Below are 13306 nucleotides of genomic sequence, written 5' to 3'. Positions count from 1 at the left end.
TATTGATTTTTCATCAACCACCACCGTTCGGAGCACAACTTGCCCGAAGGAGACATTAATGTCTGAAATATCTATTTCTATAAAAGAAAAAATAAGCTATGGCTTAGGTGATACCGGCTGTAATCTGGTTTGGCAAACATTGATGTTATTTATGGCTTATTTTTACACTGACGTTTTTGGACTCTCCCCTCTGCATATGGGAACAATGTTTCTCGCCGTACGCGTTATCGATGCCGTAACTGATGTTATTATGGGTGCAATCGCCGATCGTACGCGCAGCAGATTCGGTCAATTCCGCCCTTACCTGCTGTGGTTTGCCATTCCATTCGGCGTTTTATGTACTTTGACATTTTATACGCCCGATTTCAGTTATACTGGCAAGCTTGTTTATGCTTACATTTCTTATACGTTACTTTCTCTCGTTTACACTGCCATCAACGTGCCTTATTGCGCAATGATCAACAATCTGTCGAGAGATCCGCGAGAACGCGTCTCCTTGCAATCATGGCGTTTTGCGCTGAGTACATTAGGTGGGCTGATCGTATCATTGAGTGCGCTTCCGTTGGTGAAATACCTTGGTCACGGCAACCTGCAACAAGGTTATTTTTACGCAATGATTGTAATGGGATCGCTCAGTATTATTTTCTTTTACATCTGTTTCGCAAACACGCGGGAACGCTACATTCCACCAGCAGATACTCAACACCACAGCATTTGGAGTGATTTTCGGGTATTGTGTGCAAACAAGGATTGGCGCATTTTATTTACGCTCAACGTGGTTAATCTTATTGCCGTCATTTTTAAAGGTGGAACCGCGCTTTATTATATAAACAGCGTTATGCACAGATCAGACTTGGCGACGCCTTTGCTCACACTCACTCTCATTGCGGGTATCGTGGGCGCACTATTATCCCCCATCATTTTCAAAAACACGGATAAAGTACTGGGATTCAAGCTGGCCATGGCCGCCGAGGCCATTTTATTATGCCTGTTCTACTTTATCCCACCGTCTCAGATAATGCTGGTTTGCACGATGATTTTTCTGATTAACGTCATTCAACTTGCGGCAACCCCATTGCAGTGGAGCATGCTCTCAGATGTGATAGATGTAGAGGAACGCGTCAGCGGTCGCCATTTAAGTGGCATCGTTTTTTCCACTAATTTATTTGCAATTAAAATGGGCATTGCTATTGGTGGCGCATTGATTGGTTGGTTATTGGCCTGGGGGAATTATATTGGTGCTGCCGCAACACAGGGAAATAGCGCTTTACTCATGATTACACTGCTGTTTACGGTCTTGCCCGGCATTCTGACATTCAGTTTGGTCCTGATTATGCAGGGGTACTCTCTCAACGATAAAAAACTGGCTTTGTTAATCACCCACTCTGTTGTCCCTTTTCCCGAAAACACGCTGTCTGATAATGCTCACAGGAGAGCTGACATATGAATATTGAATGGATCACATCATCTGATACGGAACAATGGCAGAAATGCGAACACCCCCTAGAAACAATTAAACCCGCTAACCTGCAGCTATCCAAGCTCCGTGGCCGTCAGGTGGAAGGGTTCGGCGGGTGCTTCAATGAACTGGGGATGACAGCGCTAAATGCTCTGGACGTCAAACAGCGGCACGACATCCTGGATAACTTGTTTTCACCAGAGGGTGAATGTCGGCTTACTCTGGGACGTGTGCCGATCGGCGCAAGTGATTATGCCGTATCCTGGTATAGCCTCAATGAACAAGAGGAAGATTACGCCATGGAACACTTTTCCATTGAGCGTGACAAACGTTATTTATTGCCTTATATAAAAGAGGCACTTGCGCGTCAGCCAAACATGACGCTTTTTGCCTCCCCCTGGAGCCCACCCACCTGGCTGAAAACACACCAAGCCTGTAATTTTGGCCGTCTTCGCCGGGATGAACGGGCGCAAAAAGCTTACGCTTTGTATTTTCAAAAATTTATCGAACACTATAAGAAAGAAGGTGTGCGCATAGCACAGGTACATATTCAAAATGAAGTTGTCGCCGATCAAAAGTTCCCCTCTTGTGTCTGGAGCGGCGAGCAGTTGAAAGAGTTTATAAAAGAGTATGTTGGCCCACTCTTTATGCAAGAACCCATAGACAGCGAGATCTGGTTAGGAACCATCAATGCTCCGGAGTTTTTGAAAGAGCCGGGACAAGACTATGATGACTACGCCAACTGTGTACTTTCCGACCCCGAAGCCTACCAATATGTTAGCGGCGTGGGTTATCAGTGGGCCGGTAAGAATGCCATTCAACGAACCGTAATGAGTTACCCTGAATTACGCTATTACCAAACAGAAAGTGAATGTGGTGATGGAAATAATAGCTGGCAGTACGCGCACTATATTTTTGGTTTGTTCCGACATTACTTAATCAATGGTGCCAACGGCTACTTTTACTGGAACATGGTGTTGGCTGAAGGGGGGGAAAGTACCTGGGGTTGGAAGCAAAACAGTATGATCTCCATAAATAAAGAAACAAAATCAGTAAGTTATAATCCAGAATATAGCGTTATGCGTCACTTTTCTCGATACGTTGTACCTGGTGCCCGGCTAATACCATTAACCGGTGCAATGAGTGGTAATGCCGTTGCGTTCGAAAACCCTGATAACTCGGTCATCATCACGATAAATAACCCTTCATTTCATAAAAGAGAACTGAGGCTTGCCATTGGGCAAAGAACCGTTGAGTTTACTCTTCATGAAAACTCGATAAATACATTAATACTAAAAGATTACCATTAAAAATAATGGCCCTGAAATCATGGGCCTTATCTCCTCTGTTGCAATACACATGTCCTCCCCCGACCGAAGCGGAGAAGTCGGTATCTTCCGGCTGCCGGGGCATCTGATAGGCTCATTGAAAAACGGTGGCTGCTTATGCGGGTAAAAATTATTTCACCGAGAAGAGGCAACCTACCCTGGCGGCATCATCCCTCTTTATACCTAGCACTATCCGCTATCCACTATCGCGTGATAGTTCCGTCCTATTTAACAGGAGCGATGGGACAACAACGAGCGCATCAAGTGAGTACCGAACCTGGGGTTTAACCATAACCTATGCCGTTTGAACCTGAGCCTGCTTGCCCACCTTGGATAGCGCCTTTTAGCGCTATAGCCTGTTGCAGATATAACATTCTGCACGCGCTACCCTGCGTGCGCCACTTCCCCTGCCATTGCCCTATTTTTTATCAGAAATGTGATACTGAACAGCAGTAACCTTGGCGATTTCGTGGATTTCAGCGAAAAACTCACTTCCATGTTATTTTCAAGCGAAAATTTAGTCAAAAATTGCGGCATAAATCACGCTTTCGCGATCACATTGTCGTCACAACCGCCAGCCCCATTGTCTTAAATTTCTATAATTTTACAAAACAACCATTACACACAACAATCCAGCATGTTGATTAGCAATAGCATTGATATCGACTGCGAAAAGACAATACAGCAGAATATATCCCTAATTAAATTCCGTATAGCTTTTAATCAAAACAAAAATTCGCCAAAACAAATCAAGGCAAAAGTTAATGCTGAATAACATTTGCAACATGGTTGTTTCACAACGCGAACGTTATATGTAACAGAGTATGACAAACGGCTTGCCTCGCTGACAAAGATAGTGAACATTAACCGCCGTCATCCCATCCTATAACAACGCAGAAGGATGCAGTCCTGCATCACCTTTTGCCATTTCTCGTCTCTACGAGGCGGGGCAGTGAAAAATCAGAGGTACCAGTGTCAACTGCAAACAACAACAGCAAACACCCTGAGGGCGTCAGTCTTAACGCCTTCAAACAACCTAAGGCGTTCTACCTGATCTTCTCGATCGAACTGTGGGAACGTTTCGGTTATTACGGCCTGCAAGGCATCATGGCGGTTTATCTGGTCAAAATGCTTGGCCTGAGCGAAGCCGACTCCATTACCCTGTTCTCGTCCTTCAGCGCCCTGGTGTATGGCTTCGTTGCCATCGGCGGCTGGCTGGGGGATAAAGTGCTGGGCTCCAAGCGCGTGATCGTGCTGGGTGCGCTGGTACTGGCCGTCGGTTATGCCATGGTGGCGTACTCCGGCCATGAAATCTTCTGGGTCTATCTGGGCATGGCGACCATCGCCGTGGGCAGCGGCCTGTTCAAGGCGAACCCATCCTCCCTGTTGTCGACCTGCTATGAGAAAGACGATCCGCGTTTGGACGGTGCATTCACCATGTACTATATGTCCGTCAATATCGGTTCTTTCCTGTCGATGCTGGCGACCCCGTGGTTGGCGGCGAAATATGGCTGGAGCGTCGCGTTCTCACTGAGCGTGGTGGGCATGCTGATCACCCTGGTCAACTTTATGGTCTGCCACAAGTGGGTGAAACAACACGGCTCCAAGCCGGACTTTAAGCCGCTGCAGGTCAAGAAGCTGTTGATGGTGCTGGTTGGCGTCGTGGCGCTGGTTGCCCTGTCAAGCTGGTTGCTGCACAACCAGATCATTGCCCGCTGGGCGCTGGCGATTATCTCCCTGGGTATTGTGGTCGTGTTCGCCAAGGAAGCCTTTACACTGCACGGTGCAGCGCGCCGCAAGATGATCGTCGCCTTTCTGCTGATGCTGGAAGCGGTAGTGTTCTTCGTGCTGTATGCCCAGATGCCGACCTCGCTGAACTTCTTCGCCATTCATAACGTCGAGCACAATATCCTCGGCCTGGCGTTTGAACCTGAACAGTATCAGGCGCTCAACCCGTTCTGGATTATGCTGGCCAGCCCGATTCTGGCGGCGCTGTATAACAAGATGGGTGACCGTCTGCCGATGCCGCACAAGTTCGCCTTCGGCATGATCCTGTGCTCCGGCGCCTTCCTGGTACTCCCGTGGGGCGCCAGCTTCGCCAACGAACAGGGTATCGTGTCGGTTAACTGGTTGATCCTGAGCTATGGGCTGCAAAGCATCGGTGAACTGATGATCTCCGGCCTGGGTCTGGCCATGGTGGCGCAACTGGTGCCGCAACGCCTGATGGGCTTTATTATGGGGTCATGGTTCCTGACCACCGCTGCCGCCGCGCTGATTGCCGGCAAGGTTGCGGGATTGACCGCCGTACCAAGCGACATCAACGATGCGCACGCGTCACTGGCTATCTACAGCCACGTGTTTATGCAAATCGGTATCGCCACCGCCGTCATTGCCATTCTGATGATGCTGACCGCACCGAAGCTGTACCGCATGACGCTGGACACCGCAGAAGACACCGAAAAGAAAGCGCAGGCCGCCGCAGCAGTTAACTGATAACGGTTTCGGACAGACAAAAAACGGGGCGTCTCAACAACGCCCCGTTTTTTATTTCAACCACTCTCTTCTCAGTCTGGCGACTTGCCGCTCAGGGTTGCCCACATAAATTCGCTGACCAGCGCGCTGTGGAACGCAGCCTGTTTCTTGTCTGCGGCGGCGCTATGCCCACCCTCGGTATTCTCATAGAAGTAGGCCTGCTGATACCCCATTTGCTGCATGCGCGCCGCCATTTTACGGGCGTGCGACGGATTGACGCGATCGTCGCTGGTGGCGGTGTAAAACAGCACCGGCGGGTAAGGCACATCCGCTTCGATATTGTGATAAGGCGAGAAGGTTTTGATGTACGCCCACTCCTCCGCTTTGGCCGGATCGCCATATTCGGCAATCCAGGAAGCGCCGGCGGAAAGTTGGGTATAACGCTGCATGTCCAGCAGCGGCACCTCACAAACGATGCAGCCGAACAGCTGTGGGTACAGCGTCAGCATGTTACCCACCAGCAGCCCGCCGTTACTGCCGCCACGCGCGCCCAAATGCTGTGACGACGTCACTTTTCGCGCAATCAGATCCTGCGCCACCGCGGCAAAATCCTCATAAGCGCGATGGCGGTTCTGCTTAAGCGCCGCCTGGTGCCAGGCCGGCCCATATTCCCCGCCGCCGCGAATATTCGCCACCACATACACCCCGCCGCGCTCCAGCCAGGCTGGCGCCTTGCTGCCCATGTAACCCGGCAGCAGCGACACTTCAAAACCGCCATAGCCGTACAGCAGCGTTGGGTTGCTGCCGTCCAGCGTGATGCCTTTGGCCGAAATCTGGAAATACGGCACACGGGTGCCGTCGCGGGAGGCGACAAAATGCTGGCTGACCTGATAATCGCCGGCGTCAAAGTCCTGCGGCCCCTGCTTGAGCAGCTCTGCCTCGCCACCGTCGAGATTCCCCAGGTACAGCGAAGTCGGTTGCAGGAATCCGCCAATCGTCAGGAAATAATCGTTGGTTTCATCGTCAATCCCGCCGGCGGAAATCGTGCTGATGGCGCCCGGATTGCCGAGCGCCCTGCGCTGCCAGCTTTTACCCTGCGGCGTCAGCACTTCCAGCCGATTCACCACGTTGTCCATGATGCTGAGGATCAGGTGGTCGCGTGTACCGCTATAACCGCTTAGCGCCGCCTGCGCGGTCGGCGTGAATAACACCGTCAGTTCGCGTTTACCCGCCAGATAATCATCGAAATAGGCCGCCAGCAGCGAACCTGAAGGATAGCGCGCGCCGCCTACGTCCCAGTCGCTGCTCGGTTTGATCAATAGCCATTCACGGTGCGTGCTGAACTCGGCGTCAGCGGGAATATCAATTTTGATTTGCCGATCCTGCTTGGTCAGCAGAAAGGTTTCACGGCGGTAGAAATCCAGGCTACGGCCCACGTAGCTACGCTCAAACCCCGGCGTGTGGTCGTGGTAAGCAAACACCGTCATGTCCTGCGGTTGCGCCTCATACAGCGTCTGGGCGGCACTCAGCGGCGTGCCGCGCCGCCAACGTTTGGCGATACGCGCATAACCGGATTGGGTCATCGAACCTGCGCCAAAGTCGGTGGCGACAAACAGGGTATCCTTATCAATCCACGACGCCTGGCTTTTCGCCACCGGCAGCACAAAACCGTTTTTCACGAACGCTTTGCTGACCAGATCGAATTCGCGTATCTCTGTGGCGTCGCCGCCGTCCGGCGACAATTCCACCAGGCAATAACGATACTCCGGCGGTAACGGCTCGGAACCGTGGAACACCCAGTCTTTGCCTTCCGCCTTGCCGAGCGCATCGATATCCAGCACCGTTTCCCAGGCCGGGTTGGCCTTGCGGTATTCCTGCAGCGAGGTGCGCCGCCATAGCCCGCGCGGATTGGTTTGATCCTGCCAGAAGTTGTAGTAGTAATCGCCGCGCTTGGCGACCCACGGAATTTGGCTGTCCTTGTTCAGGATATCCAGCACCTGTTTTTCCACCTGTTGGAAGCCTTTGCCCTGGGCGAAACGCGCAGTGGTACGCTGATTTTCCTGCTTCACCCATGCCTGCGCGGCTTTGCCCTGCAGCGCTTCCAGCCACAGGAATTCATCGGTGGCACTGGCACCGCCCTCCGCCGCCATCGCCAGGCGGACACTGTTCGGTAATGAAGTCATCGCGAATACGGCTCCTGCAGTTTGTGCGCTGAGTTTAATAAACTGGCGTCGATTGCTAATCGGCAAAATCAAGTTCTCCTTCCTGGATAAATAAGACTCATTTTCAACAAGGTAGATCGTTGACGCGGCGGAGTCAAAGCCAGCACCCGTGCCGTTGAGTCAAAATTTAGGATAGTGGATAAGATCGTGAATGCGCACCGTCTCCTGGCTGGCGTTGCGGTAAGCATGTGGCCGATCGGCCTGAAAGCGCATTGCCTCGCCGCTGGCCAGGCTGTACCACTGACCGTCGACTGCCAGTTCCAGCCGGCCGCTGATGACGATCACATGTTCAATGACGCCCGGTTCGTGCGCCGACGATTCGCTGAGCGCTCCCGGCGCCAGATCGATAACGAACATGTCGAAACCCAATTGCCGGTCAAACGGAAACAGCGGCACCACCCGCATATCGGCGTTGTATTGGTTGAACACCGGCGCATCGCCATAACGGTGCAACGTGGCCTGCTCTTGCAGCGGCGAGATCTCCAAAAAAGCGGAAAATGCCACGTTGAAGCCGGTGGCGATTTTCCACAACGTCGCCACCGTTGGGCTGGATTCGCCGCGTTCTATCTGCCCCAGCATCGCCTTGCTGACGCCGGTATTCTCAGCCGCCTGAGCCAGGCTCCAGCCGCGCTGCGCACGCAGCGATTTCAATGTTTGCGCCAGATGGCCGGACAATTCCTGCATGATTCCCCCTTCTGAATTCCGGCTGATTATAGCCACTTGTACGCTATAACGCACGGTGCTATGCTCATTCATCGCCGTGCGTTATAACGTACAACTACAGCCGGAGTCTGCCATGCGCCCTGACATCTCTTTGCGTCATTTGACCCTGCCCGCCGTTATGGCCGGGTTTGTAGCGGTATTGGTGGGTTACACCAGCTCCGCAGCCATTATCTTTCAGGCTGCGGCGGCGGCCGGTGCCACGCCAGTGCAGATCGGCGGCTGGCTGAGCATGCTGGGGCTGGGAATGGGCGTGACCTCGCTTGGGCTTTCGTTGTATTACCGCACACCGATCCTGACAGCCTGGTCAACTCCCGGCGCGGCACTGCTGGTCACCAGCCTGCCCGGCACGCCGATCAACGAAGCGATTGGCGTGTTTATCTTTGCCTCCGGGTTGATCCTGCTGTGCGGCGTCACCGGGCTGTTCGCCCGGCTGATGGACTTTATTCCGCAGGCGATTTCGGCGGCAATGTTGGCGGGGATCCTGCTGCGCTTCGGCCTGGATGCTTTTGCTTCGCTACAGGTAAATTTCGTGCTCAGCGCCGGGATGGGGTTGATGTATCTGGTGAGCCGCCGCTATCTGGCGCGTTATGCGATTGTGCTGACGTTGCTGGTGGGGCTGGCTATTGCGGCGTTGCAGGGCACTATTCATCTTTCTCAGCAACCGCTGGCCTTCGCGGTGCCTGAATTTATTGCACCGCATTTCACCTGGTCGACGCTGCTTGGCATCGGCGTGCCGTTTTTTGTGGTGACCATGGCGTCACAAAACGCCCCTGGCATCGCTACGCTGAAAGCGGCGGGCTATAGCGTCCCTACTTCGCCCCTGATCAGTTGGACGGCGCTGACCGCACTGCTGCTGGCACCGTTCGGCGGGTTCTCCGTTTGCATCGCCGCCATTACCGCCGCCATTTGCATGGGGCCGGACGTGCACCCCGACCCGCAACGCCGCTATATGGGCGCGGTGGCCGCCGGGGGGTTTTATCTGCTCGCCGGGTTGTTTGGCGGCGCTATCGGCATGTTGTTCAGCGCGTTGCCGCCGGCGATGATCCACACCATTGCCGGGCTGGCGCTGCTCGGCACCATCGCCGGTAGCTTGCAACGTGCGCTGCAAGATGAAAAACAGCGCGATGCCGCCCTGATCGCCTTCCTGATCACCGCCTCCGGCGTGACGCTGCTCGGCGTCGGCTCTGCATTTTGGGGAATTATTGGCGGTGCGATCGCGCATCTCATTTTGTCGCTGCCACGACGCACAATGGATTAATCCAAGCGTAATTCTTTTCTACTTCAGCGATCTTCTGCTTAACTGTCAAAGGGGTGATTATTACCCCGCTTTGGATCCGGGCTGGTTTAACCAACAGGGGAACCAGAACAATGCAAAACGATAGATGTTGAGACTTATATCATCGACGGGCTTAGAGGCTTTGACCATCGCCTCAGCTAATTATTAAGTGACATTGTAACGAGGGGCTTTATGAATGATAACGCCGCGCTTTTAGCCCAGCGACTGATCCGCAATCTTGAAGAAGTCGAAAAAACGCACGATCGCCGTCCGCCGTTATATGACAGCGTCGGCGCCCGTTTAGGCACCGGCACCGCTGCCAACAAGCTGGGAGCGTCCATCGACGTGGTGGCGCCAGGCATGCGTTCCTGCCCTTATCATTTTCACTATGCGCAGGAAGAAATGTTTATCGTGCTGGAGGGAACCGGAACACTGCGGGTCGCCGGTGAGCAATTGCCGATCAAAAGCGGCGACGTTATTTTTATCCCACCCGGCCCGGAATACCCGCACCAAATCATCAACACTTCGGCGTTACCGCTGAAATATCTTTCCGTCAGCACCCGTGAGCAGCCTGAACTGGTGGAATATCCGGACTCAGGTAAGTTCCAGGCAACAGCCCAACGTGACAATGGCCAACCGGTGCGCTATCTGCAACGCCCTTCAGCGTCGCTCGATTATTGGGAGGATGAACCCTGAGTCCCCCTCCGGCAGCGGCAGGCCCAGCGCACGCGCAGCCTGCTCCGCCACCCGAAAATCGATATCCGCCGCTTCGCCGTCTTCCATAAACCAGGCTGCGGACAGCCCTGCCCAGGCAAGGATCCATTGCAGCAAACGCTGGCGTTCCAAGCCAGCCAATTGGCAGACCTGCTCCACGCGGCGCTGGAAAATATCCGGATCGGTGGCAATGCCGTAATTGGGGTTGCAGAAAATATTGGCATAGTCGAAGGCGCGTTCGCCGTAGAGGCGTTTGGGATCGATTACCAGCCAACCACGCTCGCCGAAATCCAGCACGTTGTCGTGGTGTATATCCCCGTGCAGCACACTCTGTTCCCGCGGGCTGGTCAGCAGTTCCGCCGCCGCCGTGGCGCTGAGCCGCAGCATACCGCCGTGGGCCTGCGCCGCCGGCCACAACGCGTTGAACCACAGGTGCAGCGGAATAAGCTCCGGCAATGGCTGTGAACGCGGCGCATGCAGGCGGGCAACCACCTGGCAGAGAATGGTCGTCGCCTGCCGATCGTCGCCGTCGCGCACCATTTGTGCCAGCGATCGCTTGCCCTGAGCACGCTCCAGCAGGATGCCGTCCTCGTGCCAGGCCAGCACTCGCGCCGCGCCTTCACCCTGCCACCAGCACATCAGTAACCCGCCGAACTTTTCTTCCTGTTCGCGGGCGATTTTCAGCATGGCGGCAGCGCCCTGATAGCGCACCGGCATCAGCAGGCTGCTGTGAGTTTCAAATGCTTTGCCGTCAGCTTCCAGCTGCCAGCGTTGCACATAGGGAATAAAGGCAGGATTCATTGCGGTCAGGCGTCCTTATTGATGGCAATCACGGTGAAAAACTGGCACCGGTGATACTATTAGAAATCAATAGTTCTCGGCGTATTCCCGGCGTTAATTGCAGTATCCTAACCAAGTTTGCCTGTTTTTTTAATTAATCTTGCGGGGTTTTTATCATGACGTCATTGAAGCGCATTAATTATCCGCAGTTACCTACGCCGGGCGGGCCTTATGTCCACGCGGTGCGCCACGGTGATACGCTGTATGTCTCCGGGCTAACGGCCTTCGCCACCGAAGCTCAGGGGCAAACGGCGCAGCAACAGACCCAAGCCATTCTGGAGCAGTTGGCGACCATTACCGCCGCCGAAGGCACCAATCTCAAAGCGCTGATTAAAATCACCGTGTTTTTAACTGACATTGGCGATCTGCAGGCAATTCGGCCCGTGCTGTTTGATTATTTTGATGGTGCGCTGCCGGCCTGTTCACTGGTCGCGGTCAACGCACTGTTCTCGCCACAGGCATGCGTGGAGATCGAAGCCGTCGTGGCGCTGTGAGATTGGGCGCTATAATGCGCCCTCATCCAGCTCGCACGGGCCGACTTTGAACCAGGCCTTCACGATCTTGCCCTGTTCAACTTCATAAATGGCGATCACGTCCATTTTGCCGCGCCCCTGCGGGAAATTGCGCGTAACCACTTCCTGATCGATCACCATGCTGCCCAAGGCCATGCGCTTGACCCGTTCACCGTACAGGCTTGGCTCCTTGAAACGCGCAATATGGCGCTCGCGGATCTCCGCCTTGCCACTGGCCAGCAGCGTATCCGGGTGTTCATAATACTGCGCGTCTTCCGCCCAGTACGCCATAAAGGCGTCAATATCGCGGGCGTTATAGGCATCAAGCTGCCGCTGAACCACATCTTCCGGGCGTATCGTTTTGTTGTTCATACTATCCCCTGCTCGTAGTTAACCTGACAATTACAGCGCGGCGATTTCATCAACCTGATGATGAAAGACATAAGGGTCTGAAATTAAAGCGAAGGCTTCATCGTCCGGATAAGTGACCGCTACCTGATAATCCTCACCGGCGAAACGTTTTATCGCCGTCAGAGACTCCCAGTAGGTGGCCAGAAAGAAGTGCGCATACTGGCCCTGGACCTCTTGGCGAACAAAAGCACCAAGGTTTCCAGCCGTAGCTTCAGCATGCTGCAGCCCTGTGACAGTTAAATGATCGGTAAATCCTTGCTGATGCCGTAATGGCACGCACCCGTGCCAGGTCCTGACAATCATTGCGCCCCCAAATGAATAAAAAAACACAAATAGTGAATAGGTAACGTATCATGCTTTGGGGTTTATTCACTACCCCGTGCGCAGATTTTCAGCGGAGGAATGCCAGCGGGAAAAACAGCGGCGCGGCATGCGTTAACCTTTGCCGCCATCAGGAATATTCTGGTAATTTATCGCTAAGAGAATTATCACCCGCGGAAAGTTATGCAGCAAAAACCGGTTATGCACGAAGCCAGACAGTTAAAGCGCCTCAACGCGGCCACGCGGCGGCAATCCCATATGTACAAATGGATTGCCTTTGTCGCGGCGATGGATGCTGTGTTGGTGTTTTGCTATGACCGCGATATGCGCAACATTACCTTTTCAGGCGCAGTCGCGCTGGTGTGCGGCTATTTGTGGATCCGCGATCGCAACAAGGCGCGCGGTTACCGGCGGGAATACGATCGTAAATACGGCAAACACAGTGGTCTTTAGTTCTGCATGGCTTCCAGCACTTTAGCGCTGTCCACGATTTGCGTGAACTTGACGATTTTCCCCTCGCGCAGCTGATAAATATGCGCAAAGGATGCAGTGAATGATTTGCCGGTCGCGCCATAGGTGCCATGATAGAACCCTTGGGCAATCACGTTTTCACCGGCATCGTAGAAGTGTTCAACGTCGGCGCGGTAGCCCTGCCATTCTGTCCCTAAACGCTGATGAACATTTTTAAAAATGGCCTGCGGCCCAACGTAGGTACCGGCATAAGGAAAACCTGCCGCTTCGGTCCATTCTGCATCGGGCGCCAACGCCGCCAGCAGGTTACGACCGTTCTCTTCGGCACTGCCACCCTCATAGGTAGCGCGTACAATTTCCAGATTCGTTGGCATGTCTGTTCTCCTGTGGCATTAGCGGGATATTCCGGCCATGCCCCGCAGACACAGGCTAACACCAGGCGGGGATGACCGGAATGAGACTATTGTAGGTTGCTTATTCCGGTACAAAAACCGTAATTACGGCAATAGTCTATTGCAATACAGTAAACAATTCTGTTACTGCGGTGTCATAACCGC

The 13306-nt window shown here is 53.6% G+C and carries 13 protein-coding genes; 7 read left to right on the top strand and 6 right to left on the bottom strand.

The genetic code is table 11. The features are described 5' to 3' along the window. Window positions 1–58: 58 nt before the first annotated feature. The 3 genes from JEM67_RS12780 to dtpA all read left to right on the top strand — a co-directional run bounded on the left by JEM67_RS12780 (window position 59) and on the right by dtpA (window position 5280). Window positions 59–1447 (top strand): glycoside-pentoside-hexuronide (GPH):cation symporter, encoded by a 1389-nt coding sequence (locus tag JEM67_RS12780; protein ID WP_199639182.1) that lies wholly within the window; start codon window positions 59–61, stop codon window positions 1445–1447. Further along, window positions 1444–2769, top strand: coding sequence for a glycoside hydrolase family 30 protein (locus JEM67_RS12775; protein ID WP_199639179.1), 1326 nt, complete (start codon window positions 1444–1446; stop codon window positions 2767–2769). Before JEM67_RS12780 ends, JEM67_RS12775 begins: the two co-directional genes overlap by 4 nt. 990 nt (window positions 2770–3759) lie before the next feature. Next, entirely contained in the window at window positions 3760–5280 is a 1521-nt protein-coding gene (gene dtpA / locus JEM67_RS12770) for a dipeptide/tripeptide permease DtpA (protein ID WP_013812709.1), read from the top strand. Between the two features lie 71 nt (window positions 5281–5351). Here dtpA and JEM67_RS12765 read toward each other — a convergent pair whose 3' ends face one another. Together JEM67_RS12765 and JEM67_RS12760 are read right to left on the bottom strand one after the other, a co-directional pair. After that, entirely contained in the window at window positions 5352–7442 is a 2091-nt protein-coding gene (locus JEM67_RS12765) for a prolyl oligopeptidase family serine peptidase (RefSeq protein ID WP_199639177.1), read from the bottom strand. Between the two features lie 159 nt (window positions 7443–7601). Beyond that, window positions 7602–8165, bottom strand: a complete 564-nt coding sequence (locus tag JEM67_RS12760; protein WP_199639174.1) for a helix-turn-helix domain-containing protein — start codon at window positions 8163–8165, stop codon at window positions 7602–7604. A gap of 112 nt (window positions 8166–8277) precedes the next feature. On the opposite strand from JEM67_RS12760, the gene JEM67_RS12755 reads away from it, so the two are divergent. Together JEM67_RS12755 and JEM67_RS12750 are read left to right on the top strand one after the other, a co-directional pair. Then, window positions 8278–9462 carry a benzoate/H(+) symporter BenE family transporter gene (locus JEM67_RS12755; RefSeq protein WP_199639171.1) on the top strand — a complete coding sequence of 395 codons (1185 nt, stop codon included), beginning with the start codon at window positions 8278–8280 and terminating at the stop codon, window positions 9460–9462. A gap of 210 nt (window positions 9463–9672) precedes the next feature. Continuing rightward, window positions 9673–10176 carry a cupin domain-containing protein gene (locus JEM67_RS12750; RefSeq protein ID WP_199639169.1) on the top strand — a complete coding sequence of 168 codons (504 nt, stop codon included), beginning with the start codon at window positions 9673–9675 and terminating at the stop codon, window positions 10174–10176. Here the strand turns inward: JEM67_RS12750 and JEM67_RS12745 are convergent. Then, the gene (locus tag JEM67_RS12745; RefSeq protein WP_199639166.1) at window positions 10141–10995 is read right to left on the bottom strand and encodes an aminoglycoside phosphotransferase family protein; all 855 of its coding nucleotides are present in this window, start codon (window positions 10993–10995) and stop codon (window positions 10141–10143) included. The two genes, JEM67_RS12750 and JEM67_RS12745, sit on opposite strands and share 36 nt — an antisense overlap. Before the next feature lie 155 nt (window positions 10996–11150). On the opposite strand from JEM67_RS12745, the gene JEM67_RS12740 reads away from it, so the two are divergent. Then, the gene (locus JEM67_RS12740) at window positions 11151–11528 is read left to right on the top strand and encodes a RidA family protein (protein WP_004943839.1); all 378 of its coding nucleotides are present in this window, start codon (window positions 11151–11153) and stop codon (window positions 11526–11528) included. 9 nt (window positions 11529–11537) lie between these two features. Here JEM67_RS12740 and JEM67_RS12735 read toward each other — a convergent pair whose 3' ends face one another. Together JEM67_RS12735 and JEM67_RS12730 are read right to left on the bottom strand one after the other, a co-directional pair. Continuing rightward, the gene (locus JEM67_RS12735; RefSeq protein WP_199639162.1) at window positions 11538–11918 is read right to left on the bottom strand and encodes a nuclear transport factor 2 family protein; all 381 of its coding nucleotides are present in this window, start codon (window positions 11916–11918) and stop codon (window positions 11538–11540) included. Between the two features lie 30 nt (window positions 11919–11948). Beyond that, on the bottom strand, window positions 11949–12260 hold the full coding sequence (locus JEM67_RS12730; protein WP_199639160.1) for a hypothetical protein: 312 nt from the start codon (window positions 12258–12260) through the stop codon (window positions 11949–11951). A gap of 201 nt (window positions 12261–12461) precedes the next feature. Here JEM67_RS12730 and JEM67_RS12725 point away from each other — a divergent pair, with 201 nt between their 5' ends. Continuing rightward, window positions 12462–12731 carry a hypothetical protein gene (locus JEM67_RS12725; RefSeq protein WP_004943833.1) on the top strand — a complete coding sequence of 90 codons (270 nt, stop codon included), beginning with the start codon at window positions 12462–12464 and terminating at the stop codon, window positions 12729–12731. On the opposite strand, the gene JEM67_RS12720 is transcribed toward JEM67_RS12725, so the two are convergent. Further along, entirely contained in the window at window positions 12728–13123 is a 396-nt protein-coding gene (locus tag JEM67_RS12720; protein WP_013812700.1) for a nuclear transport factor 2 family protein, read from the bottom strand. The two genes, JEM67_RS12725 and JEM67_RS12720, sit on opposite strands and share 4 nt — an antisense overlap. Window positions 13124–13306: the final 183 nt, after the last annotated feature.

It is taken from the genome of Serratia sp. PAMC26656, from assembly GCF_016469055.2.
Taxonomy (GTDB): Bacteria; Pseudomonadota; Gammaproteobacteria; order Enterobacterales; family Enterobacteriaceae; genus Serratia; species Serratia plymuthica.
This window is presented reverse-complemented; position numbering and strand designations above follow the sequence as displayed.